The sequence below is a fragment of the Pseudomonas sp. MF6396 genome (assembly GCF_002018915.1).
Classification (GTDB): Bacteria; Pseudomonadota; Gammaproteobacteria; order Pseudomonadales; family Pseudomonadaceae; genus Aquipseudomonas; species Aquipseudomonas palmensis.
In genome coordinates this window covers 106,036-128,436 of record NZ_MVOK01000018.1, presented here as the reverse complement: position 1 = coordinate 128,436, position 22,401 = coordinate 106,036, and the positions used below count along the sequence as shown (strand labels likewise).

General features: G+C 67.4%; 20 protein-coding genes and 2 pseudogenes. 10 read left to right on the top strand and 12 right to left on the bottom strand.

All coding sequences use genetic code 11. The features are described 5' to 3' along the window. The first annotated feature begins 131 nt into the window (after positions 1-131). Complete coding sequence (locus MF6396_RS18675) at positions 132-668, top strand: hypothetical protein (RefSeq protein WP_043860251.1); 537 nt, start codon at positions 132-134, stop codon at positions 666-668. A gap of 58 nt (positions 669-726) precedes the next feature. After that, the gene (locus tag MF6396_RS18670) at positions 727-1,203 is read left to right on the top strand and encodes a GNAT family N-acetyltransferase (protein ID WP_043860250.1); all 477 of its coding nucleotides are present in this window, start codon (positions 727-729) and stop codon (positions 1,201-1,203) included. A 19-nt stretch (positions 1,204-1,222) separates the two neighbouring features. Here the strand turns inward: MF6396_RS18670 and MF6396_RS18665 are convergent, their stop codons facing one another. From MF6396_RS18665 to MF6396_RS18655, 3 genes are all read right to left on the bottom strand, one after another. Beyond that, positions 1,223-1,567, bottom strand: a complete 345-nt coding sequence (locus MF6396_RS18665) for a carboxymuconolactone decarboxylase family protein (protein WP_078481264.1) — start codon at positions 1,565-1,567, stop codon at positions 1,223-1,225. Between the two features lie 183 nt (positions 1,568-1,750). Further along, positions 1,751-2,650, bottom strand: coding sequence for a lipid A hydroxylase LpxO (gene lpxO, locus MF6396_RS18660; protein ID WP_043860248.1), 900 nt, complete (start codon positions 2,648-2,650; stop codon positions 1,751-1,753). A 136-nt stretch (positions 2,651-2,786) separates the two neighbouring features. Further along, a complete protein-coding gene (locus tag MF6396_RS18655; protein WP_078481263.1) occupies positions 2,787-4,037 on the bottom strand; it encodes a DUF1835 domain-containing protein in 1,251 nt (416 codons plus the stop codon). Positions 4,038-4,295: 258 nt separating this feature from the next. On the opposite strand from MF6396_RS18655, the gene MF6396_RS18650 reads away from it, so the two are divergent. The 8 genes and pseudogenes from MF6396_RS18650 to mnmH all read left to right on the top strand — a co-directional run bounded on the left by MF6396_RS18650 (position 4,296) and on the right by mnmH (position 11,604). Then, positions 4,296-4,739, top strand: a complete 444-nt coding sequence (locus tag MF6396_RS18650; protein WP_043860246.1) for a bifunctional diaminohydroxyphosphoribosylaminopyrimidine deaminase/5-amino-6-(5-phosphoribosylamino)uracil reductase RibD — start codon at positions 4,296-4,298, stop codon at positions 4,737-4,739. 122 nt (positions 4,740-4,861) lie between these two features. Then, entirely contained in the window at positions 4,862-5,500 is a 639-nt protein-coding gene (locus MF6396_RS18645; protein WP_043860245.1) for a TetR/AcrR family transcriptional regulator, read from the top strand. 141 nt (positions 5,501-5,641) lie between these two features. Further along, a pseudogene (locus MF6396_RS29555) lies at positions 5,642-6,727 on the top strand (cache domain-containing protein); the annotation flags it as partial. 87 nt (positions 6,728-6,814) lie between these two features. Continuing rightward, positions 6,815-7,582, top strand: a complete 768-nt coding sequence (locus tag MF6396_RS29550) for a methyl-accepting chemotaxis protein (protein WP_370409269.1) — start codon at positions 6,815-6,817, stop codon at positions 7,580-7,582. Positions 7,583-7,770: 188 nt separating this feature from the next. Next, a pseudogene (locus tag MF6396_RS29545) lies at positions 7,771-8,541 on the top strand (MCP four helix bundle domain-containing protein); the annotation flags it as partial. After that, positions 8,536-9,399 (top strand): methyl-accepting chemotaxis protein, encoded by an 864-nt coding sequence (locus tag MF6396_RS29540; protein ID WP_443217213.1) that lies wholly within the window; start codon positions 8,536-8,538, stop codon positions 9,397-9,399. The pseudogene MF6396_RS29545 and the gene MF6396_RS29540, both read left to right, overlap by 6 nt. 73 nt (positions 9,400-9,472) lie before the next feature. Beyond that, the gene (gene selD, locus MF6396_RS18630) at positions 9,473-10,507 is read left to right on the top strand and encodes a selenide, water dikinase SelD (RefSeq protein ID WP_078481260.1); all 1,035 of its coding nucleotides are present in this window, start codon (positions 9,473-9,475) and stop codon (positions 10,505-10,507) included. Then, entirely contained in the window at positions 10,507-11,604 is a 1,098-nt protein-coding gene (gene mnmH / locus MF6396_RS18625; protein WP_054914408.1) for a tRNA 2-selenouridine(34) synthase MnmH, read from the top strand. Before selD ends, mnmH begins: the two co-directional genes overlap by 1 nt. 39 nt (positions 11,605-11,643) lie before the next feature. On the opposite strand, the gene MF6396_RS18620 is transcribed toward mnmH, so the two are convergent. The 9 genes from MF6396_RS18620 to MF6396_RS18580 form a co-directional block, all read right to left on the bottom strand. Beyond that, complete coding sequence (locus tag MF6396_RS18620) at positions 11,644-12,696, bottom strand: permease (protein WP_054914409.1); 1,053 nt, start codon at positions 12,694-12,696, stop codon at positions 11,644-11,646. A gap of 57 nt (positions 12,697-12,753) precedes the next feature. Continuing rightward, positions 12,754-13,833, bottom strand: a complete 1,080-nt coding sequence (locus MF6396_RS18615; RefSeq protein ID WP_078481259.1) for a lipocalin-like domain-containing protein — start codon at positions 13,831-13,833, stop codon at positions 12,754-12,756. Beyond that, positions 13,823-16,279: an FtsX-like permease family protein gene (locus MF6396_RS18610; protein WP_078481257.1), complete on the bottom strand. Its 2,457-nt coding sequence runs from the start codon at positions 16,277-16,279 to the stop codon at positions 13,823-13,825. Before MF6396_RS18610 ends, MF6396_RS18615 begins: the two co-directional genes overlap by 11 nt. After that, positions 16,276-16,932, bottom strand: a complete 657-nt coding sequence (locus tag MF6396_RS18605; protein ID WP_043860253.1) for an ABC transporter ATP-binding protein — start codon at positions 16,930-16,932, stop codon at positions 16,276-16,278. The genes MF6396_RS18610 and MF6396_RS18605 overlap by 4 nt, the downstream gene beginning before the upstream one ends. Positions 16,933-17,121: 189 nt before the next feature. Then, entirely contained in the window at positions 17,122-18,168 is a 1,047-nt protein-coding gene (locus tag MF6396_RS18600; protein WP_078481255.1) for a class I SAM-dependent methyltransferase, read from the bottom strand. Positions 18,169-18,311: 143 nt separating this feature from the next. Next, positions 18,312-19,646, bottom strand: coding sequence for a cation:proton antiporter (locus tag MF6396_RS18595; RefSeq protein WP_043860236.1), 1,335 nt, complete (start codon positions 19,644-19,646; stop codon positions 18,312-18,314). An 87-nt stretch (positions 19,647-19,733) separates the two neighbouring features. Beyond that, entirely contained in the window at positions 19,734-20,396 is a 663-nt protein-coding gene (locus MF6396_RS18590; RefSeq protein WP_043860235.1) for a hypothetical protein, read from the bottom strand. A gap of 2 nt (positions 20,397-20,398) precedes the next feature. Further along, positions 20,399-21,559, bottom strand: coding sequence for a class C beta-lactamase (gene ampC / locus MF6396_RS18585; RefSeq protein WP_078481254.1), 1,161 nt, complete (start codon positions 21,557-21,559; stop codon positions 20,399-20,401). Then, positions 21,556-22,362 carry an AraC family transcriptional regulator gene (locus tag MF6396_RS18580; protein WP_054914413.1) on the bottom strand — a complete coding sequence of 269 codons (807 nt, stop codon included), beginning with the start codon at positions 22,360-22,362 and terminating at the stop codon, positions 21,556-21,558. The genes ampC and MF6396_RS18580 overlap by 4 nt, the downstream gene beginning before the upstream one ends. Between the last annotated feature and the right edge of the window lie 39 nt (positions 22,363-22,401).

Sequence of the window (22,401 nt, the reverse complement as noted above, 5' to 3'; positions counted from 1 at the left end):
GGGTCTGCCTGGCGGGGGAGGGGGGACGGGGGGGGTGCGTTTTTGAGGATTGCGCCCCGACCGGCGCAATCAACTGAACGCTGGCGCCGGGGTGGGCTCCAAATTCGACCACTGGTTGCGGATACCCAGACATGTCGAAAATCATCACCCAGCCCTTGCCCGTGCAATCGAGCGACGAAGACGACCCGTTGCTGTTCGGCTCGCCCAAGGAGCGCCTGGACTTCTACCGGCGCGAGATCCAGTACGAAACCAGCCTGCTGTCCAACCGGACCAACGCCTACCTCACGGCGCAGTCGTTCCTGGTGATCGCCTTTGCCTCGTCGATGGCCAACCTCAACCCCGAATGGGGCAAGCTGTTCACCCTGGTGGTGCCGTGCCTGATGGCGCTGCTTGGCATCGTCAGCTCGCTCAACGCCTGGCCGGGCATACGCGCGGCCTACCTGATCATCGATCACTGGCACTTCAAGCAGAGCAACCTGCTGCACAGCAAGCCGGCCATGGGCCTGGCCTACGACGAATCGCCGCTGTTCAACGAGCTGGAATCGAGCCACAAGGGCTTTTGCAAGTCGCTGCTGTTCTCCATGCGCACGCCCTGGCTGTTCATCGGCTTCTGGCTGCTGCTGGGCAGCTTCTGCCTGTACATCCAGTTCACCAACCCGGGTGGTTGAGGCCACCGTACAGGCCGGCTAGAGTGGCGGCTCATGCATTCACAGGGGAAGGGAACCCATGGAGTCGATCACCTTGCGCGCGGCCCGGGCCGGCGATGGGGCAGCGGTATTTGCGGTGACGCACCAGTCGATCACGCAATTGGCGGGTGGGCGCTATTCGGATGAGCAGCTGCGCGGCTGGATGGGCCAGCGAACCCATGAGGATTACGAGCGTTCCATTGCCAAGGGCTCGATGGTGGTGGCATGTCAGGGTGAGACGGTGGTCGGTTTTGTCGACGCTGAACCTGGCGAAGTCACGCGTCTGTTCGTGCTGCAGCAGGCGGCCGGCCAGCAACTGGGCAGCCGCCTGCTGGAGGCGGGCCTGGCCAAGGCCCGGGCGCCGGGCGTGGAGGTGATCAAGGTCGAGTCCACGCTCAATGCCGAGGGCTTCTATCAGCGTCACGGGTTTGTCGCCAAGGGGCGCGACTTCTTCTCCCACGGGGTGGGCGGCGACCCGATCGAGGTGGTGCTGATGGAGCGGCCTGCGCAGCCCTGAGCGCAGGCCCCGGGCCGGGTTACTCCCCGGCCTTGCCCACCGCATCCAGTGCGCGCGCCGAGTACACCAGGGCGGCGCCGGCGTTCATCGCCACGGCCACGCCCAGGGCCTCGGCGATTTCCTCACGGGTGGCGCCTTGCTTGACCGCCTGCGCCGAGTGCACCGCAATGCAGCCGTCGCAGCGGGTGGTCACCGCCACGGCCAGGGAGATCAGCTCGCGGGTCTTTGCGTCCAGGTGGTTGGTCTTGGCCCCGGCGCCGCTGGCGGTCATGTAGCCGTCGACCGTGCCGGGCGAGAGTTGCTTGAGGTCGCCGATACCGGCCATCAGCTGTTTGCGGTAGCCATCCCAGTCCATCATGCTCATCGTCTTCACCTTTTTGTGTTGCGACAAAATGAACAGTGAAGCTAGTTTTTTCGGCACTGGGGCGCCGTTGGTCGATGGTCGGGGTGGGGGCGTACTTTGGTAGGGGCCGTTTTGCCGCAAGGCCGGCCCCCACAGGCTCACGCGCCGCCGGCAGGAGCCGGCCTTGCCGGCGAAAGGGCCACCTCAGATATAGATGAACACCAGCAGCAACAGCGCCACCACTGCCCACTTCTCCAGGTAGTAGCGCAGCCGGTTGCGCTTCTTCAGCGCCTTGCCGCGCTCGCGGATCTTGTAGATGCGCGTGAACAGCCGGTTGATCCCGCCGGTCTTGTCGCCCGCATCGTTCGGCGCCGCAGCGGCGGCCATCACCTTGCGGCTGAACCAGCGGTTGAACGCCGTCGCCCAGCGGTACTTCAGCGGTCGCTCCACATCACAGAACAGGATGATGCGATTGTGCTCGGTGTGGTTGGCCGCGTAGTGGATGTAGGTTTCGTCGAACATCACCGCCTCGCCGTCGCGCCAGTGGTAGTTCTCGCCGTCGACGCAGATATAGCAGGCCTCGTCGTTGGGCGTGTCCAGCCCCAGGTGGTAGCGGTAGGAGCCGGCATACGGGTCACGATGGCGCACAAGTTTGGAGCCCGGCGGCAGGGTGGCGAACATCGCCGCCTTGACCGTGCCGATGCCCTGCAGCAGTTCGGTGGTGCGTGGGCACAGCTTCATGGCCGACGGGTGGCTTTCGCCGTACCACTTCAGGTAGAAGCGCTTCCAGCCGCTCTTGAAGAACGAGTTGAAGCCGACGTCGTCATGGCTCTGCGAACTCTTGATTTCGCCCACGTGCAGCAGTTGCTGGGCTTCGGCACGAATTTCCTGCCAGTTGTCCTGCAGCGGCTTGAGCTCGGGGAAGGCCTCCACCGGCAGGTAAGGCTTGGCCGGCAGCCGGGAGAACAGGTAGAGGAACACGTTGATCGGGGCCAGGAAGCTGGAGTGATCGCCCAGCTGGCGGGTGAGCTTGTGCCGCACGCGCCCGCGCAGGTGCACGTAGGCGATGGAGAAGACAAACAGTAGAACGAGAAAGATTTTCATGGTCGATTAACAGGTCGATGTGGCTATGCGCCATGGCATGAGCAGGCCAGCATAAACAATCAACCGCGTGCTTTGTACATATTGTTACGTTTTGGGGTGCCGACCTTTGGCTAGGTCGGCGGTCGTTCGGCAGGCATCAGGACGGTTGATGGCGCCACACCGGCTGGCCATGGGCATCCAGTGCCCAGTGCGCCAGCCCGGCCTGCAGGCGTACACCGCCTACCCAGCGTTCGGGGGCCGCCTGGTCCAGCCAGTAGGCGTCACCTGCCAGTACCCGCTGGCCCAGGGCCGTGAGGGTCCGGCTGCGTTGCGGCCAGGGCAGGTGAACGTCCGCTTCGAACAGCAACGGCGTGGGCGCATCGATCAGCGGGCGCATCAGCGCATGGAACATCTGGTCGCCCAGGTACGGCAGTGGCTCGCGCCTGCCCATGAGCTCTGCGAACACCCGGCCGAACGCCAGGCTGCCGGCTTCGGCGACGATGCCCAGGGCCAGGCGCTCGGTCAGCGACAGGCCGTCGGCCAGCCCCGGCAGTTCCTGCAACTGGCGCAGCAATGCCGGCGCCAGCAAGGGCAGTGCCGGGCTTGGCGCATGGGCCAGCTGCGCCCAGGCCAGTGGCGAGGGCGCGCAGTACGCCGCCCAGGCACGCCGGGCCAGCGCCAGCGCTGCCTCGTCCAGGCGCCGACGCTGGGGCCACAGCCAGGCCAGCAGGTCCGGCGCGAGCTGGCCGATGCCGATGAAACGCTGCACACCCGGCACCTGGCTGATCTCGATCAGTTCCAGGCACTCGGGCAACTGCTCGATGCCCGCCAGCACTCGGATCAGGAACAACTGGTCATAGGCATCCGCCTCGCACCACAGCACGGCATGCGGGCACCCGTCGAGCTGCGCCAGGGCGGCGTACTCCTCGGCACTGCGCCGCGCCACGTCGGCTTCTGGCATGCCGAACACGCGGCTGATGTAGTCGTTGCGCAGGGCGAGCAACGGTTGCGCCGGCAGTGCCGGTACCGGGCCCATGCACAGCGGGTCGATGAAGGTATGGAAGGCTCCCTTGAAACCGGCCAGGCGCAGGGTATGGGCGATGTCGTTGCCACACCGCCAATGCACGCTGCGGGCTTCGTCGTCGGCTTCGAAGCCGGGGTTGCGTGCGGCAAAGTCGATGGCGTCGACATGCGCCTTGAGCCTTGGCCAGCTGGCAAAGCCCAGCTCCTGCGCGATCAGCCACTGCGCATCGGCCAGGCGTGGGGCGCGGCTGTGGGGCAGGGGCTTGAAGTGCGCCGGCGCAGTGCCGGCCAGCAGGTGCCTGAGCAGGGTCTTGGCGCGTTTGCGCTGGTGTTCGAGGTTGATTCTGCCGTCATGGCAGATGTGCGGGGGCAGGGCGGCGAGCATACGATCTCCTGGGTCGGGCCTTGTCCGCTTGCAGGCCGGGAGTCGTATCGACGAATGAGGCTGTTCTGTACCGGGGCGTGGCCCTTTGCGCGGACGGCAGGCGCGGAGAACGCCAGGGCGTGACTATAGCGAAGCCCGCCGGCAGCGACAACGGGCAACCGGCGTGAGCGCACGATGCGGGAGAAATCGTGCCCTCGCCGTGCAGCAGGAGTACCCTGTCGCCTTCGCTCATTCTGGAACCCACTGGGCAAGGACCTTATGCCGATACTCCCTTCCAACAGCGATTTCATGCAACTGGCCCTGATCGAGGGGCGCCGTGCCTTGCCGGCGTGCCGGCCCAACCCGCCGGTGGGCTGCGTGATGGTCCGCGATCACCAGGTGATCAGCCAGGGCCACACCCAGCCGCCGGGGCAGCCCCATGCCGAGGCGATGGCGTTGGCGAAATTGCCGGAAGGGGGCCGGGGTGTGACAGCGTATGTGACCCTGGAGCCCTGTTCGTTCCAGGGGCGCACCCCGTCGTGTGCCCTGGCGTTGATCGACAAGGGGGTGGAGCGGGTGTTCGTCGGCATGCTCGACCCGGACCCGCGCAATGCCGGGGCCGGGGTTCGCCTGTTGCGCCAGGCCGGTGTCGAGGTGATCGTCGGGCTGCTGGCCGAAGAGGTCTCCAGGGACCTGCGCACCTACCTGCTGGCCGAGGCCTGAGGCGCCCCACCCACTCCAGCCGCCGGCCTTGCCGGCGAAGGCGCGCCCGCAACCTGGCATGCATAGCCTCATCGCTATGTATTTTTGTATATTGCGAAGGTCTTCCCCGAAGTGCCATCGCCATGTCCAGCATTCGTCAACGCAACCAGCAGCTGATTCTCGAGGCCGCCAGCGAGGAATTCGCCAGCAAGGGCTACAACGCCGCCCAGACCCGCGACATTGCGGCCCGCGCCGGCGTGCCCAAGGCCAACCTGTACTACTACTTCCAGACCAAGGAAAACCTCTACACCCGGGTGCTGATGGCCTTTCTGGAACCCTTGCTCGCGGCCTCCGCCGTGTTGCGCGCCAGCGATGACCCGCAGGTGGCGCTGCCGGCCTACATCCAGGCGCGCATCCGCATCGTGCGTGACCACCCGTACACCTCCAACGTGTTCAGCAGCGAGCTGCTGCACGGGGCCAAGCAACTGCCCGGGGTGTGCCGCGACCTGCTGCGCGCCGAGGCGCAGCTCAACGTGCACTGCCTGAACAGCTGGATCAAACGCGGCCTGATCGCCCCGGTCGACCCGCAACACCTGATGCTGTTCATCTGGTCGGCCACCCGCACCTACACCAATTTCGGCTGGCGCATGGCCCAGCTCACGGGCGTGCATGCGCCCCAGGGCGACGACTACGCGCTGGCGGCCGCCACCATCACCCGCCTGGTGCTGCAGGGCGCCACGCCTGGCATGCCGGCGCCGCGCCCCATGCGGCCGACCAACTAGAAACAATCCTGCATTTTTTTGTACACGAAACTGTATTAAAGATTTTTACCCCCCCAGCCGAAACAGCGGTGATAGCAAATTGCCAGAACTCACGCTGCACGGGTGACTGGCGCCTCATGCCCGGGGAGGGTGAAGCGCGCGATGAATATAAAAAACAAGCTGGTCCTTGCGTTTGTACTGGTGGCTTTCATCCCGGTGACGGTGGTCGCGGTGGTCAGCGTGATGAATATCCGCACCCAGGCGGTTGAACAGTTCATCGATGGCAGCACCCGGGAAATACGCCAGATCGACGGCAACATGCGCCAGTTCTTCGACGGGATGCAGCAGAACGTCGATCAGATGTCTGCCGATCCTGTATACAGCGCTGTGCAGACGCTCAAGGACTACCGCGCTGCCGACGCTGCCAGCCAGCCCCTGCCAGCGCCGGCCCAGGGGGTGATCGACGCCTTTGCACGCTTTGGCGCCACCCACCCGGCGGCGGCCATCCTGTCCATCGGCCTGGAAGACGGCACCTACGCCAAGTGGCCGGATGACCCGCAACTGGCCAACTACGACCCGCGCCAGCGCCCCTGGTACAAGGCCGCGATGGCCAGCCCCGGCAAGACCGTGCGCACCCCGGCCTACTACTACGACAAGGACGACGTGGCCCTGGTGGGCACCGCCCGGGCCATGCTCGACGGCGCCGGCAAGCCCCGCGGCGTGTTCGTGGTCAGCGTCTCGCTGAAGAACCTCACCGAACTGGTCAAGAGCATCAAGCTGGGTCAAAGCGGCTACGTGATGCTGATCGAGGACGGTGTGGTGCTGGTCGACCCGCGCGACGACGGGCACAGCTTCAAGCCGCTCAAGGACCTGGGCGAGCCCTACGCCAGGCTCGCGGCCACCGAACAGGGGGCTGCCGACGTCGAGATCGACGGGGTTCGCTACATGGCCAACGTATGGACCTCCCCAGGCCTGGGCTGGCGCTTCGTGGGCCTGATCGAGCAGCGCGAAGTGATGGGCGCCGCCACGCGCATGACCTACCTGGCCGGGATCATCGTGGTGGTGCTGGCGATCTTCTTCGCGCTGATCGGCGCCGCGTTCGCCCGGGTGATCGTCAAGCCCATCGGCCAGGTCAGCACGGGCCTGCAGTCGATCGCCGAGGGCGAGGGCGACCTGCGCCGCGACCTGGTTGTGCAGGGCAAGGACGAAACCGCCGAGCTGGCCGGCTGGTTCAACCGGTTTCTGGCGGCCATCCGCCAGTTGATCCAGCGCATCGGCGCAGCTTCCACCAACCTGCACGACGCCTCGCAGGTCAACAGCGAGGTGGCCACCAACATGAACCAGGCGGCCGGGCGCCAGCGTGAAGCGGTGGAGCTGGTTTCCACCGCATTCAACGAAATGGTCGCCACCGCCAACGAGGTAGCCCGCTCGTGCAGCAACGCCGCCGATTCCGCCGAAAGCGGGCATCGCCGGGTGGCCGAAGGCAAGCAGCAGATCGAGCTGACCACCGAGAACGTCAACCGCCTGGGCAACCGCCTGAGCGAGTCGTCCCAGGCCATGGTCGAGCTGGAGGAGGGCAGCCGCAGCATCAACCAGATCCTGGGCACCATTCGCGCCATCGCCGAGCAGACCAACCTGCTGGCGCTCAATGCCGCCATCGAGGCCGCCCGCGCCGGCGACCAGGGCCGCGGCTTTGCCGTGGTGGCGGACGAGGTGCGCGCGCTGGCCAAGCGCACCGCCGACTCCACCGGCGAAATCGACCAGTTGCTCGGTACCCTCGCCAGCAAGACCCAGGAGGTATCGCAGAAGATGCAAAGCTGCCAGGACCTGTCCCGGGCCAGTGTCACCTCCATCGAAAGCGCGCGCGACAGCTTCGAGGGCATCCAGCTGTCGGTCAACGAGATCCGCGACCAGAACCTGCAGATCTCGGCCGCCGCCGAGGAGCAGCACAGCGTGGCCGAGGAGATCAACCGGCATATCCAGCAGATCTACGACGAAGCGCGCCTGGTCGAAAGCCTGGCCAGCTCGGCGCAGGAGGACTCCGGACGACTGTCCACGCTGTCGGCCGAATTGAACGCACTGGTGGGCCGCTTCAAGTCCTGACCACCGACAACGTTACAATTAATGTCAATGTGATATCATGGCTTCACTGCCGCCGAGTGATCCCGCCGGCAGTGGAGCAAGCACTCATAAAGAACACTGCCCTCCCGCTTCACCGCCTTGCCTGCAGAACCTGACCGCGCCGCCTGTCCCGTCGCGGGTTGTACTTTTGCAGCCACAAGGAACACCCCATGCTTCTGCGCTCCCTCAACATTTCCCTGCGTGCCGGCCTCAGCTTCGCGCTGATTGCCCTGCTGGCGATGGCCCTTGGCGGCCTGTCGCTGCTGGAAATGCGTCGAATGAACGAACAGTCCAACCAGGTCGACCAGAACTGGCTGCCCTCGATTGTCGCGGCCAACGGCGTAGCGCTGACCAGCACCCAGATCCGCACCCTGACCCTGCGCCTGCTGGTACTGCGCGACGGCGACGACCTGCAGGACCTGATCACGCGTCTGCACCAGCTCGAAGCGCAGTTGGACACCCAGGAGGCGACCTATGCCGGGCTGATCACCCTGGCGCAGGAACAGGCCGCGTTCGCCCGCTACCAGCAGGCCAAGACGCGCTACCTTGCCGATCAGCACAAGGTCGTCCAATTACTGCAGCAGGGGCGCAAGGACGACGCCATCGCGCTGGTGGACGCCGGCCCGTACCTGACCAATGCCGACGGCATGCTCACCGACCTGCTCGAAATCATTGCGCTCAACGACAAGGGCGGGGAGCAGGCGGCCCAACGCAGCACCGAGGTATTCCATGGCGCCATCAGCCTGGTGCTGGCGATTCTGGCCGTGGTGCTGGCTTTGACCGTGGCGCTGGCAGTGCTGCTCACGCGCAGCATCGTGCGCCCGCTGGGCGAAGCCGTGGGCATTGCCCAGACCATCGCCGGTGGCGACCTGTGCGACGAGATCAGCATCAGCGGCAAGGATGAGCCGGCGCGTCTGCTGCTGGCGCTGCGCGACATGCAGGGCAGCCTGCGCGGCACGCTGCAGAAAATCGCCAGTTCCTCCAGCCAGCTGGCCTCGGCCGCCGAAGAGCTGCAGGCTGCCACCGACGACTCCAATCGCGCGCTGCAGCAGCAGAACGACGAAGTGGAGCAGGCGGCCACGGCGGTGAACGAGATGACGGCGGCCGTGGAGGAGGTGGCCCGCAACGCCGTGAGCACCTCCGAGGCTTCGCGCCAGACCGACGAGACCGCCCACCACGGCCGCGAGCAGGTGCAGCGCACCGTCGACTCCATCGGCCAGCTTACCGACGACGTGGCCCACACCTGCGAGCAGGTCGAGCACCTGGCGGGCGATGTACGCAACATCGGCCAGGTGCTGGAAGTGATCCGCGCGATTGCCGAACAGACCAACCTGCTGGCCCTCAACGCCGCCATCGAGGCGGCCCGGGCCGGGGATGCCGGGCGGGGCTTCGCCGTGGTGGCCGACGAGGTTCGGGCGCTGGCGCACCGCACCCAGCAGTCCACCCAGGAGATCGAGACCATGATCGGGACCATCGAGCAGGGCACCGGCACGGCGGTCACGGCAATGCGCAACAGCAACCAGCGCGCCCACGCTACCCTGGAAGTGGCGCAGCTGTGCGGTCACGCCCTGGACGAGATCACCCAGGCCATCACCGGCATCAACGAGCGCAACCTGGTGATCGCCAGCGCCAGTGAGGAGCAGGCCCAGGTGGCCCGCGAGGTGGACCGCAACCTGGTCAACATCCGTGACCTGTCGATCCAGACCGCGGCCGGTGCACGCCAGAGCAATGCCGCCAGCCAGGCGCTGGCAGGCCTTGCGGTCGACCTCAACCTGCTGGTGACCCAGTTCAAGGTCTAGCAGTAGCCACCATCACGTAGCGCCCCCGGGTCCCCTGCCTTAGACTCAGGGGCTTGAACCCGGGGGACAACCGATGAACGAACCAGTACGCCTTACCCAGTACAGCCACGGCGCCGGCTGTGGCTGCAAGATTTCACCCAAGGTGCTCGAGGTGATCCTCGCCGGCAGCGGCGCGCAGAACCTCGACCCGCGCCTGTGGGTGGGCAACGCCTCGCGCGACGATGCGGCGGTGTATGCCATCGATGACGAGCGCGGCGTGGTCTCGACCACCGACTTCTTCATGCCCATCGTCGACGACCCCTTCGATTTCGGCCGCATTGCGGCCACCAACGCCATCAGCGACATCTACGCCATGGGCGGCGACCCGCTGATGGCCATCGCCATCCTGGGCTGGCCGGTCAACGTGCTGGCCCCGGAGATCGCCCGCGAGGTGATCCGCGGCGGGCGCGCGGTGTGCGATGCGGCCGGCATTCCCCTGGCCGGCGGGCATTCGATCGACGCCCCCGAGCCGATCTTCGGCCTGGCGGTCACCGGCATCGTCGACAAGCGCCACATCAAGCGCAACGACACCGCCACCGTCGGCTGCCAGCTGTACCTGACCAAGCCGCTGGGCATCGGCGTGCTCACCACGGCGGAGAAGAAGGGCCTGCTGCGCGCCGAAGACGTGGGCCTGGCGCGTGACCAGATGTGCACCCTCAACCGTATCGGCAGCCAGATCGCGCGCCTGGAGGGGGTCAAGGCCATGACCGACGTCACCGGCTTCGGCCTGCTCGGGCACCTGGTGGAAATGGCCGATGGCAGCGGCGTGACCGCGCGCCTGGAAGCGGCGCAGGTACCGCGCCTGGCCAGTGTCGAGCACTACATCGAGCAGGGTTGCGTACCCGGTGGCACGCTGCGCAACTTCGACAGCTATGGCGAGCGCATCGGCCCGTTGAGCGAGGCGCACAAGCTGTTGTTGTGCGACCCGCAGACCAGTGGCGGGCTGCTGGTGGCGGTGGCGCCCGAAGGGCAGGTGGCGTTTATCGAGCTGACGCAGGCACAGGGCCTGGCGCTGACGCCGATCGGCACGTTGGTGGCGCGCGGCACCCATGCGGTCGAGGTGTGTTGATGCACGACGACTGCACCGACTACCGTTCGATCTTTCTCGACGATGTGCCCCTGATGGATGTGCGCGCACCGGTCGAGTTCGACAAGGGCGCGTTCACCCACGCCAGCAATCTGCCGTTGATGAACGACGACGAGCGCCAGCAGGTGGGCACCTGCTACAAGCAGCATGGCCAGCAGGCGGCAATGGTGCTCGGGCACCAGCTGGTGTCCGGGGCGCTGCGCCAGGCCCGTATCCAGGCCTGGGCGCAGTTCGCCCGAGCCAACCCCGATGGCCTGCTGTACTGCTTTCGCGGTGGCCTGCGTTCGCAGATCACCCAGCAGTGGCTGCGCGATGAGGCCGGTATCCGCTACCGGCGCGTAGGCGGGGGCTACAAGGCCTTGCGCACGTTTCTGTTGGAGGTTGGCGACCAGGCCGTGGCGCAGTGCGATTTCGTGCTGCTGGGCGGCATGACCGGCACCGGCAAGACCGAGGCGCTGGCGCAGCTGGACAATGCGCTGGACCTGGAGCGGCACGCCAACCACCGTGGCTCCAGCTTCGGCCGGCATGCCACTGCGCAGCCGGCGCAGATCGGTTTTGAAAACACCCTGGCGGTGGACCTGCTGAAAAAGCGCAACGCCGGCATCGAGCAGTTCGTGCTCGAGGACGAGGGGCGCATGATCGGCAGCCGCGCGGTGCCGCTGGGCCTGTACCGGCGCATGCAGCAGGCGCCGCTGGTGTGGCTCGAAGACAGCCTGGAATGCCGCGTGCAACGAATCCTGCAGGACTATGTGATCGACCTGTGCGCCGAGTTCGTGCTGGCCCACGGGCCGGAGCAGGGCTTCGAACACTTTGCCGGGCGGCTGCGCGAGAGCCTGTCGGGCATTGTCCGGCGCCTGGGTGGCGAGCGTTACCAGCGCCTGGCGGCGGCGATGGACGCGGCGTTGCAGGTGCAGCGTGCGAGCGGCGCCGTGGAGCTGCACCGTGCGTGGATCGAGGGCCTGCTGAGCGAGTACTACGACCCGATGTACGCCTACCAGCGCGATGCCAAGGCGGCGCGCATCGAGTTCGCCGGCGATCGGGCCGCGGTGCTGGCCTACCTGCGCGAAAGGCGGCTGTAGGCATCTTTGCCGGTGCTGTGGGGGCGGTGCACGCCGGCCCTAGAGCACCAGCAGCGCAACCAGCCCGCTGAGCACCCCCACCAGCATCGTCAGCAGCGCAACCCACACCAGTACCCGCGTATCGAAGGAGGTGCGCAGCATCAGCAGTGACGGCAGGCTCACGCTGGGCAAGGTCATCAGCAATGCCACCGCCGGCGCGGTGCCCAGCCCCAGGGCCATCAGCGTCTGCACGATCGGGATTTCCGCCGCCGTCGGGATCACGAACAGCGTGCCGACCACCGCCAGCGGTACCAGCCACACCAGCCCTGAACCCATGCCGCCCTCGACATGCGGAAACAGCCATACCCGCGCCGCGCCCAGTACCAGCACGGCCAGCACATAGATCGGGATGGTGGTCCAGAACAGCTGCCACAGGGTTTTCATCCAGCGTGCCAGCAGGCTGCCGGGCACCGGGGTACTGGCCACATTGGCCGCGTCCACCGCGGGTTCGGGCAGTACGTCCGGGCGCGAGATGCGCTGGGCGAACAGCGACACCCCCACCACCAGTACCACACCCGCCACCAGGCGCAGGGCACTGAACTCCCAGCCCAGCACGAAGCCCATGAACACCAGCGTGGCCGGGTTGAGCACCGGGTTGGCGATCCAGAACGCCAGCGCCGCGCCTACCGACACATTCTGCCGACGCAGCCCGGCAGCCACCGGTGCCGCGCAGCAACTGCACATCATGCCCGGCAGGGCGAACAGGCCGCCACGCAGGGTCGAGCCCAGCCCGGCCTTGCCGAACAGGCGCAGCAGCCAGTCCCGCGGTATCAGCACCTGAACCAGCGAGCCGAGGATCACCGCCAGCAGCGCCGCCTTCCAGATGGCCAGGAAATACACCTGGGCATACGCCAGCGCTGCCGTCAGCGGTGCGTACTGGTGATCGTCCAGGATCGAGGCGCCGATGCTGTGGCTGTCGGCGGCAACAAACGACTTGGCGTAGTAGGGCGACCATTTCACGTAGTACAGGCCGATGGCGGCCACCAGCAGGAACGCCAGCGGTTTGCACCACTGCGTCCAGCCACGGGGGGCGGAAGTAGACAGGCCAGGCATGGTGCAACTCCAGGCAAGGGGGCGTTCAGGCAAGAATAGCCGCTGCGTCGGTGGCGCTCAGCGCGAATAGCCGGTCATTTCCAGGTAGCCACGCCCGGCCGTGCTGCCCTGTACCTTCACCGGCCCTTCCCAGTAGGGAAAGCGGGTGCCCATCCAGGCCTGCGGCACCAGGGCGTCGACCTCGATGTCCAGCTGCCGGTCGGGCACCTGCACCCGCCAGCGCGTGGGCACCTGCGGGCCGTCGACCAGTTGGGTGCGGGCCAGCGGCTCAAGCACGATCTGCGCACCGTTGAGCGCGGTGCTGCTGCCGTCGGCGGCAATCCAGGTGCCTGCCCGGTACGGTTGTGCATCGGCCTGACGGACCTGGAACAGCATCAGCCGCGTGCCGTTGTCCAGGTGCAGCGAAAACCAGTCCCAACCATGCTGGTCGGGGGCCAGCGGCTGGCTGCTCCATTCGCGGTCGAGCCAGGCGTTGCCGGTCACCTCGACGCGCCGGCCCTCGTGCTGTACTTCACCGCGCACTGTATAGAACGGCTGGCTGTAGTAATACGACGCCTGGCCCTGGCCGGACTTCTCGCTGTAGCCCTGATCGCCCTGCAGCACCAGGGGCTGCTGGCTGCTCAGTTGCAGGTCGTAGCTGAAGCCCTTGCCGCCTGCGCGCATCTGCAACTGCTCGATGCCTTGGCCGCCCACCGCCTGCAGCGACCAGTCGTCGATCCAGGCCTTGAACGGTTGCGCCTGTACGTCCACCTGGCCGACACCGCCACGCGCCATCGTTTCACTGAACTGATGGCCAAACGGCCCGCTCAACGCCGCGTGCCCCAGCCATACGGCGGGGCTGGCCCAGCCCGGCTGTTCGGCGCCGGGGCGCAGCGCCGAACGGAACAGCGTCCATTGCGCACCCCAGTCGCGGTCCTGTGCATCGCGCAGGTTGGCGGTCACGTACCACCATTCGATGCGATACCCCGCATGGGCGCCGTGGTCACGCGGGAACTGCAACGGTCGGCCGCGCACCACCGGGGCAAATGCTGCGGCGTCCTGGCCCAGGCCGGCAAAACCGGCGGGTGGCGGTGGCGAGGGGTCGCAGGCGCCCAGCAGCAGGCACAGCAGCAGGACGCCCCAGTGTCTAGGTTCCATCGGCATAGTGCCTCAGCAGTTCGGCGGGCTGGCGGCGGGCCAGTTGCCACAGGGGCCCGGCGGCGGCGAGCAGGGCGGTGAACAGGCCCAGCAGCGCCAGTTGCAGCAGCTGGCCAGGGAACACCTGCAACGGCAGGCGCCAGCCGAACGCCTGCACGTTGACCACCGCCACCAGGCACCAGGCCAGCAGCAGGCCCAGGGGAATTGCCAGCAGCACGGTCAGGCTGGCCAGCAGCAGCGTCTGCCCCAGCGACAGCCAGGCCAGGTGCTGGCGCCTGACGCCCAGTGCCCATAGCGGCGCCAACTGGCCGAGCCGGCTCTGGCCCAGGGTCAAAAGGCTGATCAACAGGGCCACGCCGGCCACGCCCAGGGTCAGGCTGTTGAGTGCGGCGGTGGCGGCGAAGGTGCGCTCGAACACCTCCACCGACCAGCGCCTGAGGGTGCGCTGGTCCACCAGCCGGGTGCCGTCCAGCGCATAGCGTTGCTGCAGCGCGGCCTTGAGCGTCGCCACCTGCTCGCCCGCCACGCGCAGGTTGAGGGTGTTGAGCGTGGCCTCGGGCCAGGTGCGCCGCAGCCAGTCGGCGTTCACCAGCACCTGCCCGCGCGGGTTGCCGTAGTCGGCGTATACGGCCACCACGTCAAGGGGTGCAGCGCCGGGCAAGCTCAGGCGATCGCCCAGGCCCAGCGCCAGGCGCCGCGCCAATTGTTCGCTGAGCATCGCCCCGGCGCCGCTGGCCAACTGGCGCCACGCCTCGCTGCGCTGTTCGAGCAGCGGCCAGTGCTGCGCGTAGGCCGGGTGGTCGATCACCCCCTGCACTTGCACCGGGGCGCCGCCTACGCGCACTTCGGTGCGCCACTGCGCGAGCACGGCGCGCACCCCTGGCTGGGTGGGTAGCCAGGCCGCGATGGCCAGGCCCTGGGCGGTGTCATGCGGGGTCACGTAGAGCTCGGCCGACAGCCGTTGATCGAGCCAGCCCAGAAAGGTCTGGCGGAACCCGGACGTCATGCTGCCCACCCCGACGCTGGCGGCCAGCGCCAGCAGCAACGCCATCAGCGCCAGTGCCAGGGCCGGCAGTTGCTGGCGGCTGTCGGCCACGAACCACTGCGCCAGCGGCCGGTGGCACAGCCGCTGCAACAGCGCCAGGGCGCCATCGAGCAGCAGTGGCAGCATCAGCGCGGCGCCCAGCAGCAAGGCGGCCAGCAGGGTGAAGGCCGCCGGCAGGCTCGCGCCCCAGCGCCAGCACCCCAGGGCCACGGCCAGCAGCAGTAGCGCCAGCAGTGCCTGGCGTCGCAGCCAGCGCACCTGCGCCTGGCGCCAGGCCTGGGGCTGTGCCAGCGCCAGCAGCGGCAGGCGCGCGGCGCGCAGCAGGCTGCCGGCACCGGCCAGTGCTGCCCCGAGCAGGCTGATGGCCAGCCCGCTCAGCCACCAGTGCAGCGGCAGGCTCAGGTGCCCGGCCACCTGGGCGCCATACAGGCCGCGCAGGCTGGCGGCCACGTCACCCAGCAGCAGGCTGGCCAGCAGGTAACCGCAGGCCACCCCGGCCAGCCCGGCCAGCAGCGCGAACAGCCCCAGTTCGATGGCCAGCGCAGTCACCAGCGCACGCACACTCACGCCGCAGGCACGCAGGGTGCGCAACAGGCTGCGGCGCTGCTCCAGGGCCAGGCCGATGGCCGCATGCACGATGAACAGCCCCACCAGGAAGGCCAGCAGGCCCAGCGCAGTGAGGTTGAGGTGGAAGCTTTCGGTCAGCCGTTGCAGGTCGTCGGTGTCGCTGGCGGCCTGCACCACCAGTAGCTCGTTCAGGCCCTCGGGCAGCGCGGGCGGGGTGTAGCCGGCGGGTATCAGCAGTCGCGAGAGCTGTTGCGGTGCCTGCAGCAGGCGTTGGGCCTGGCCGATGTCGACCACCATTACCCCCGGGGCCAGCTGCGCCTGTACCTGCAACGGCGGCAGACGCTGGCCGTCGCCGCTCAGCGGTTCGGCACCGGGCGCCAGGCCAAGGCGCTGCAGGGTGTCGGGTGCGATCCATGCCTGGCCCGGTGGGCCGATGAAGGCGGCGGGGTCGATGCGTTGGGCGGCCTGGCCGGCGATGGCGCTGCCGGGTGGCAGGCTCAGCGGCTCGATGCCCAGCAGCTTCACGCTGACCGGTTCGGCGCCGGCAAAGCGCAGGCGGCCTTCGAGCACCGGCGACACCGGCCAGCCGGCCCGGCGCAGTTGAATGTAGGCGTGCTGGTCGAAGCGTTCGCCGTGGCGTGGGCTTACCTGCGCCTGCGCTGCGCCGGTCAGCAGCGCGTTGGCCCGCGCGTAGTCGGCGCGGGCCTGCTGGTTGAGCGCCTGGACCCCGGCCCACAGGGTGGTAGCCAGCCACAGCCCGGTGAGGATGCTGGCGCATTGCAGGGGGTGGCGCCGCCAGTGGCTGAGCAGCGCCTGCAGGCACAGGCCGATCATGCGCGTACCCGGCCCAGGTGCAGGGTCAGGCGCTGGTGCAGGCGGGTGGCCAGGTGGGCGCTGTGGGTGACCATCAACAGGCTGCTGTTGCTTGCCCCGACCAGCTCCAGCAGCAGGTCGAGCACGTTTTCGCTGCTGGCTTCGTCGAGGCTGCCGGTGGGTTCGTCGGCCAGCACCAGCGCGGGGCGCGAGGCCAGTGCGCGGCCGATTGCCAGGCGTTGTTGCTGCCCGCCGGAGAGTTGCTCGGGGTAGCGTTGCAGCAGCGGCGCCAGGCCCAGGCGCTCGGCCAGGTGGGTGACCCAGGCCGGGTCATGACGGCCGGCCAGGCGCGCCTGGAAGGCCAGGTTGGCGGCCACGTCCAGGCTGCTGATCAGGTTGTATTGCTGGAACACCAGGCCGATGCCTTGTCGGCGCCAGTGGGCGAGCCCGGCTTCGGTGCGGGTGTGTAGCGGTTGGCCGTCGAACAGAATGCGCCCGCTGTCGGGGCGTTCGAGGCCGGCTATCAGGTGCAGCAGCGTGCTCTTGCCGCTGCCGGACTCGCCCATCAGCGCCAGGCTGGTGGCGGCGGGCAGGTGCAGATCGACACCGCGCAGCACCGGCAGGGTGCCTTGGGCGGTGGTGAAGGTCTTGTGCAGGTTTTCGACGATGAGCATGGGTGAAGGGTAGGCCAGGTTGGGGCAGGTGGGTACATCGGGTTGTGCCATGGCGATCCTGCAGCCCAGGGTGGTTTTAAAAATGTGGGAGCCGGCCTTGCCGGCTCCCACATTGGTTGCAACGCACCCTGGCCTGCAGGATCGCAGTTGTCAGCCCTGGTGGCTCGACACCCGATTGCCGCGTCGCCTCTACTTGCGCGCCTCCAGTATCAGGTTGAACGGCGTCTCGCACGCCCGGCGCATGTGGCTGAACCCCGCCGCTTCAAGCACACCCCGAATGCGCGCCTCACCCGCCTGCGCGCCAAGCCCCAAACCCACCTCCTGCGACAGTGAATTGGGCGTGCACAGAAACGTCGATACCGCATAGAACAAACGCCCCACCGGGTTGAGGTTGTCGTCCAGCCGATCATTCGAAAACGGCTCCACCAGCAACAGCGTGCCCCCCGGCTTGAGTGCCTGCCAGGCATGCCTGGCCGCACCCACCGGGTCGCCCAGGTCATGCAGGCAGTCGAAGAAGCACACCAGGTCATAATCGCGGCCAGGGTAGTCCTTGGCGCTGGCCTGGGTGAAGCGCACCCGTTCGGTCAGGCCGCTGTCCCTGGCCCGTTGGCCGGCAGTGGCCACCGAGGGCGCGTGGTAGTCGATGCCGTCGAAATGCGAAGCCGCAAAGGCCTCGGCCATGAGCAGCGTCGAGGTGCCAAGACCACACCCGATGTCTGCCACCAGGGCCCCGGCGTGCAACTTGTCCACCACACCCTCCAGTGCCGGCAGCCAGCTGCCCACCAGATGGTTGCGGTAGCCAGGCCGGAACAGGCGCTCGACGCCACCGAACATGCACGCATGATGGTCGCCCCATGCCAGGCCACCGTCGCCGCGCATCGCCGCCACCAGCTTGTCCTTGTCGAGCACCATCGAGGCGATGGCCTGGGTGCCGCCAGCAATGTAGGTGGCGGAGTCCTCATGGGCCAGGGCCTGGGCCTGCTGCTCGTCAAGGCTGAAATGTTCGTCGTTGTGCTGCATGTAGCCAGAGGCGGCATGGGCGTTGAGCCATTCGCGAAGTAGGCGGGCATTGCAGCCAGTGCGTGTGGCCAGGGTCTGGGCGGTCACCGGCTGGCCGTCGGCCATGGCCCGGTACAGGCCCAGTTCTTCGCCGAGCATGATGTTGGGCAACATCGCGGCAGCGCCGAGGTCGTTGATAAGGGTATGGATGAAAGGGGTCGATGCAGGTTTGCTCATTGCCACTACTCCATTAGTTGGCATCCTTGAACGCGCAGATAACGTCGCCTATCTGCAGCCATCTGTCCTTGATGGGCAGCCTTTGACTCTAGTTCAGGGGGGCAGCAGGTCAAGTGCGAAGGGTATTTCGCCAGCAGGGGCGGTCAGCCGCGCCGCCCGTAGTAGTTCAGCATCGGTTGCGTGCTCAGGCCATGCACCACGATGCTCAACGCCACCACCGACAGCGTGATGTTCAGGCACTGCGCCGAAAGCGTGCCGCCCAGGCCGTGGCTCAGGGCGTAGAACAGGTAGAACAGGCTGCCGATGCCACGAATGCCGAACCAGCCGACCATCAGCCGCTGGCGCAAGTCGAGCAGGCTGCCCCAAGGCATCAGCAACACGCTCAACGGGCGCACCACGCAGAACAACGCCAGGCCAAAGCCCAGTGCGCGCCAGTCCCAGTGGCTGGCCAGCGCCACGCCGAGCACGGTCACCAGAAACACTTCCATCACCCGCTCCACCAGGCTGCCGAAGGCAAGCATGTCGCCCATCATCACCCCGGCCGCCACCTGGGTGTCTTCGAGGTTGTCCAGGTCGCCATGCACCGCATTCTCCGGCGCGGCTTCCAGGTGCCCGGCCACCGGTTGCGCCAGGTGCTCGGACGGGGTCTGCGAACCGCCGGTGAAGCTCACCTCGGCCTGGCGCAGCCCCAGCCCGGCGGCAAACACCGCCAGAAACCCATAGGCGTGCAGGGTGTCGGCCACCACATACGCCAGTGCAATCAGCGCCAGTGCCAGGTAGTCGTTGGGGGTGAGCGTGCTGTCGGCATGGCTGATGCGCAGGGTCAGGGTCAGGCGCCCCAGCAACTTGCCCATCCAGTAGCCCACCAGCAACCCCACCGGCATCGCCCACAGCAGGTCGCGCCACAACCAGGTGAACAGCGCCGAGCCGTCGACGGCCTGGCCCTGCACCAGCAGCAAGCCCAGCAGCACGAAGGGAAAGGCCACGCCGTCGTTGAGCCCGGCCTCGCCCGACAGGCCGAAGCGCAGCGGGTCGTGGTCCTGCGCATCGTTGACCTGCACCAGCGCTGCCAGCACCGGGTCGGTGGGCGCAAGGATGGCGCCGATCAGCAGGGCCGGCGCCCACGCCATGTCACCCAGGTAGTGCAGCACCACGCTGAAGCCACCGATGCTCAGCAGCATCACCGGGCCGGCCAGGCCGAATGCCACCCGCCAGACACGGCTGCGCAGCGGCAGGCGCAGCTTCAGGCCACTGATGAACAGCGAGAACAGCAACGCGACTTCGGTCAGGTGCTTGAGCCAGCCGGCGGCGTGGTCCAGGTCCAGGTGCAACAGGCCCAGCCCCAGCGGGCCGATGCCGATGCCCAGCAGCAGGCACACCGCCGAGGTGGTCACCGGCATCCAGCGCAGGTACGACGAGGTCAGGGCCAGGATCAGCAACACGGCGCCGAACACGGCGATCCACAGGGTAAAACTCATCGAAGGCACCGTCGCATGGGGTCGGGCCAACGCTGGCCCCTGAGCATTCGAGGGGCGGGGTGCGGCAGAGGTTCACTGCACGCAGCATCAGGGCGCCGGGCTGTCGACCTGCTGCAGGCTGAAGGTGCCGGTGAACGGGTTGCCCTGCAGCCTGTAGCACTGGCTGTGGTTCTTGCGCAGCCATGCAGTGCCCGCGTCGACCGGGCCGCAGTTGGAGGCGGGCATGGCATCGACGATCAGGGCGTACTCCAGGCCCTCGTCCAGCTGCTGCAGGGCGAACCCCGCACAACAGACCAGGGCCGCGGCAAAGAAGGGTTCGAACGTCGGCACTTTTTGCGCCGGGGCCGGGGCGGCGCCGGGGCGTAGTCTGCCAGCCGCCCTGCGCAGCCACTGGGGCAACAGCAGGTAGACCCCCAGCAGCATCAGCGAGAACGGGATGGAATAGAGTGCCCCATACACCACCGCCGCGTTGTCCAGGTAGTCCACCTCGATGCCAAAGCGCGCATTGAGCATCCGTTGCGCAGACAGCTTGCACAGGTACACCACGACCACGCTGTACAGCAACGACCCTGGCCAGTAGCTGAGAAAGGCGAAGAGGCGCGACAGGTTCAGCAGCGCATAGATGCCGCCGGCCGCCAGCCCGCCGACCAGTATCAGGTTCGCTCCGAGGCTCGGCGGCAGGCGCGCGAAGCCCCACAGCCCGGCCAGCAGCAACAGCAGCTTGAGGGTGTCGCGTACCGGTTTGCTCACGGTCAGTGGCTACCTTCGTTCAAGGCGCCGAGGATCTGGTAGGCCAGCTTCACCCGCGCTTCGTTGGGGTAGTTCTTGTTGGCCAGGATCACGATGCCGATCCGCTGCGAGGGCACGAACGCCACGTAGCTGCCAAAGCCGTTGGTAGAGCCGGTCTTGTTGATCCACACCGCCTGCTGCGGGGCCAGCGGGGGTTGCAGCGGCGTGACGTCGAGGGTTTCAAGGGCCATGCGGCTGGCATTGCCGTCGAGCAGGGTCTGCAATGCGACCGGGTAGGGGTACTGCTCCCAGATCAGGTCCTGGGTCATGGGGCCCACCTGGTAATAGCCGGTATGGGTGGCGGCAATGGCCTGCTTGAGGGGCGTATCGAGTTTCTCCAGGCCCATGTTCGCCTCGACAAAGCGCAGCATGTCGTCACTGCTGGACTTCACCCCGTAGGCTTCGTCGGCCAGCACCGCAGGGCTCAGCCGGGCGGGGACGTTGTCGCGGGTATAGCCCTGGGCGTACATACGCTGCCAGTTGGCAGGTACCTGCAGATGGGTGTTGTTCAGGCCCAGCGCCGGAAACAGCAGGTCCTGCAGGGCGGACCGGTAGCTCATGTCCAGTTGGCGGGCGCTGATCACCCCGAGCAGGCCGATGCTCGGGTTGGCATAGGTACGCCGGGTGCCTGCCGGGTAGCTCGGGGTCCAGTGCTTGAAGTAGCGCATCAGTTGCCCGTTGTCGTGCACGCTGTCCGGCAACTGCAGCGGGAAGCCGCCGGCGGTGTGGGTCGCCAGGTTCAGCAGGCTGGTGTTTTCCAGGGCCCGGCCGCGCAGTTCGGGCAGGTAGCTGGCCGGGCTGTCGGTCAGCTTCAGCTTGCCGGTGGCCTGGGCATAGGCCGCCAGGGTGACGTTGAAGGTCTTGCTGATCGAGCCCAGTTCGAACAGGGTGTCGCGGTCGACGGCCTGGCCGCTGTCGCGCGAGGCCACACCGAAGTCGTAGTAGTGGTGCTGGCCATTGACTGTCAGGGCCACGGCCATGCCGGGTATCGCGTGCTCCTGCATCACGGCCTGGCTGGCGGCCTCTACCAGGTTGTCGAGGTTGTCAGGCACGGTGGCGGCCCAGGCGGCAGGGCTGGCCAGCAGCAGGCCGCTCAGCAGGTGATGCGGTTTGAACAGGTTCACGTAATGGGTTTCCGGTGGGTCTGGAGGAATTCGCCCGGTGACAGGCCGAACTGTTTGCCAAAGGCGGCGATAAAGGCCGACAGCGATTCGTAGCCGCAGGCCAGGGCCACGTCGGTGACGCGCTCGCCGCGGCTGAGTGCTGGCAGCGCACTGAGCAGGCGCATGCGCTGGCGCCAGGTACGAAAGGTCATGCCGGTGTCACGCAGAAACAACCGGCTCAGGGTCTTTTCCGAAACGCCGTACTTCAGGCTCCAGGCTGCCAGCCCGGTGCTGTCCTCGGGGTGTGCCTGCAGGCGCCGGCACAGCGCACGCAGGCGGGTGTCCTGGGGCAGCGGCAGAATCAGGTCTTCCTGCGGGGCGCTGGCCAGCTGGTCGAGCAGCACGGCGACCAGGCGCCCGTCTGCGCCCTCGGTGTCGTAGGCCACCGGCAGGCCGCTGAAGGTGCGGATCAGCTCGCGCAGCAAGGCATTCACGCCGATCACCCGGCACTGGGTGCCCGGCCACACGCTGTGCTCGATGTACAGGCTGCGGATGCAGGTGTCGTCGGCGCAGCTGACCTGGTGGGGGGTATGCGCCGGGATCCACACCGCGCGCTGCGGCGGCACCACGTAGCGTCCGGCGCCGGTGTGCACATGCAGCACGCCCTGGGCCGCATACGACAGTTGCCCCCAGGCATGCTTGTGACGAAAGCCCAGGGCGATGTTGGCCAGCGACTGCGCCTGCCCGTACAGCGGGCGCGGCAGTACCTTGAGCTCGCTCAGGGGCGGGATGCGCGGGGCGTGGGGTTGTCCTTTGGGCGACACTCTTGGGGTTCTGTCGTTAGTCGGAAAAGAAAAGAAACC

Excerpts from the sequence above, each read along its gene's own strand:
- MF6396_RS18650 (WP_043860246.1), top strand. The coding sequence starts at position 4,296 with ATGCCGATACTCCCTTCCAACAGCGATTTCATGCAACTGGCCCTGATC.
- MF6396_RS29550 (WP_370409269.1), top strand. The coding sequence starts at position 6,815 with ATGAACCAGGCGGCCGGGCGCCAGCGTGAAGCGGTGGAGCTGGTTTCC.
- MF6396_RS18610 (WP_078481257.1), bottom strand. The coding sequence starts at position 16,279 with ATGATCGGCCTGTGCCTGCAGGCGCTGCTCAGCCACTGGCGGCGCCAC.
- MF6396_RS29540 (WP_443217213.1), top strand. The coding sequence starts at position 8,536 with ATGCAGGGCAGCCTGCGCGGCACGCTGCAGAAAATCGCCAGTTCCTCC.
- MF6396_RS18615 (WP_078481259.1), bottom strand. The coding sequence starts at position 13,833 with ATGGAACCTAGACACTGGGGCGTCCTGCTGCTGTGCCTGCTGCTGGGC.
- MF6396_RS18670 (WP_043860250.1), top strand. The coding sequence starts at position 727 with ATGGAGTCGATCACCTTGCGCGCGGCCCGGGCCGGCGATGGGGCAGCG.
- mnmH (WP_054914408.1), top strand. The coding sequence starts at position 10,507 with ATGCACGACGACTGCACCGACTACCGTTCGATCTTTCTCGACGATGTG.
- MF6396_RS18595 (WP_043860236.1), bottom strand. The coding sequence starts at position 19,646 with ATGAGTTTTACCCTGTGGATCGCCGTGTTCGGCGCCGTGTTGCTGATC.
- MF6396_RS18600 (WP_078481255.1), bottom strand. The coding sequence starts at position 18,168 with ATGAGCAAACCTGCATCGACCCCTTTCATCCATACCCTTATCAACGAC.
- MF6396_RS18655 (WP_078481263.1), bottom strand. The coding sequence starts at position 4,037 with ATGCTCGCCGCCCTGCCCCCGCACATCTGCCATGACGGCAGAATCAAC.
- MF6396_RS18605 (WP_043860253.1), bottom strand. The coding sequence starts at position 16,932 with ATGCTCATCGTCGAAAACCTGCACAAGACCTTCACCACCGCCCAAGGC.
- MF6396_RS18675 (WP_043860251.1), top strand. The coding sequence starts at position 132 with ATGTCGAAAATCATCACCCAGCCCTTGCCCGTGCAATCGAGCGACGAA.
- MF6396_RS18620 (WP_054914409.1), bottom strand. The coding sequence starts at position 12,696 with ATGCCTGGCCTGTCTACTTCCGCCCCCCGTGGCTGGACGCAGTGGTGC.
- MF6396_RS18645 (WP_043860245.1), top strand. The coding sequence starts at position 4,862 with ATGTCCAGCATTCGTCAACGCAACCAGCAGCTGATTCTCGAGGCCGCC.
- lpxO (WP_043860248.1), bottom strand. The coding sequence starts at position 2,650 with ATGAAAATCTTTCTCGTTCTACTGTTTGTCTTCTCCATCGCCTACGTG.
- selD (WP_078481260.1), top strand. The coding sequence starts at position 9,473 with ATGAACGAACCAGTACGCCTTACCCAGTACAGCCACGGCGCCGGCTGT.
- MF6396_RS18665 (WP_078481264.1), bottom strand. The coding sequence starts at position 1,567 with ATGAGCATGATGGACTGGGATGGCTACCGCAAACAGCTGATGGCCGGT.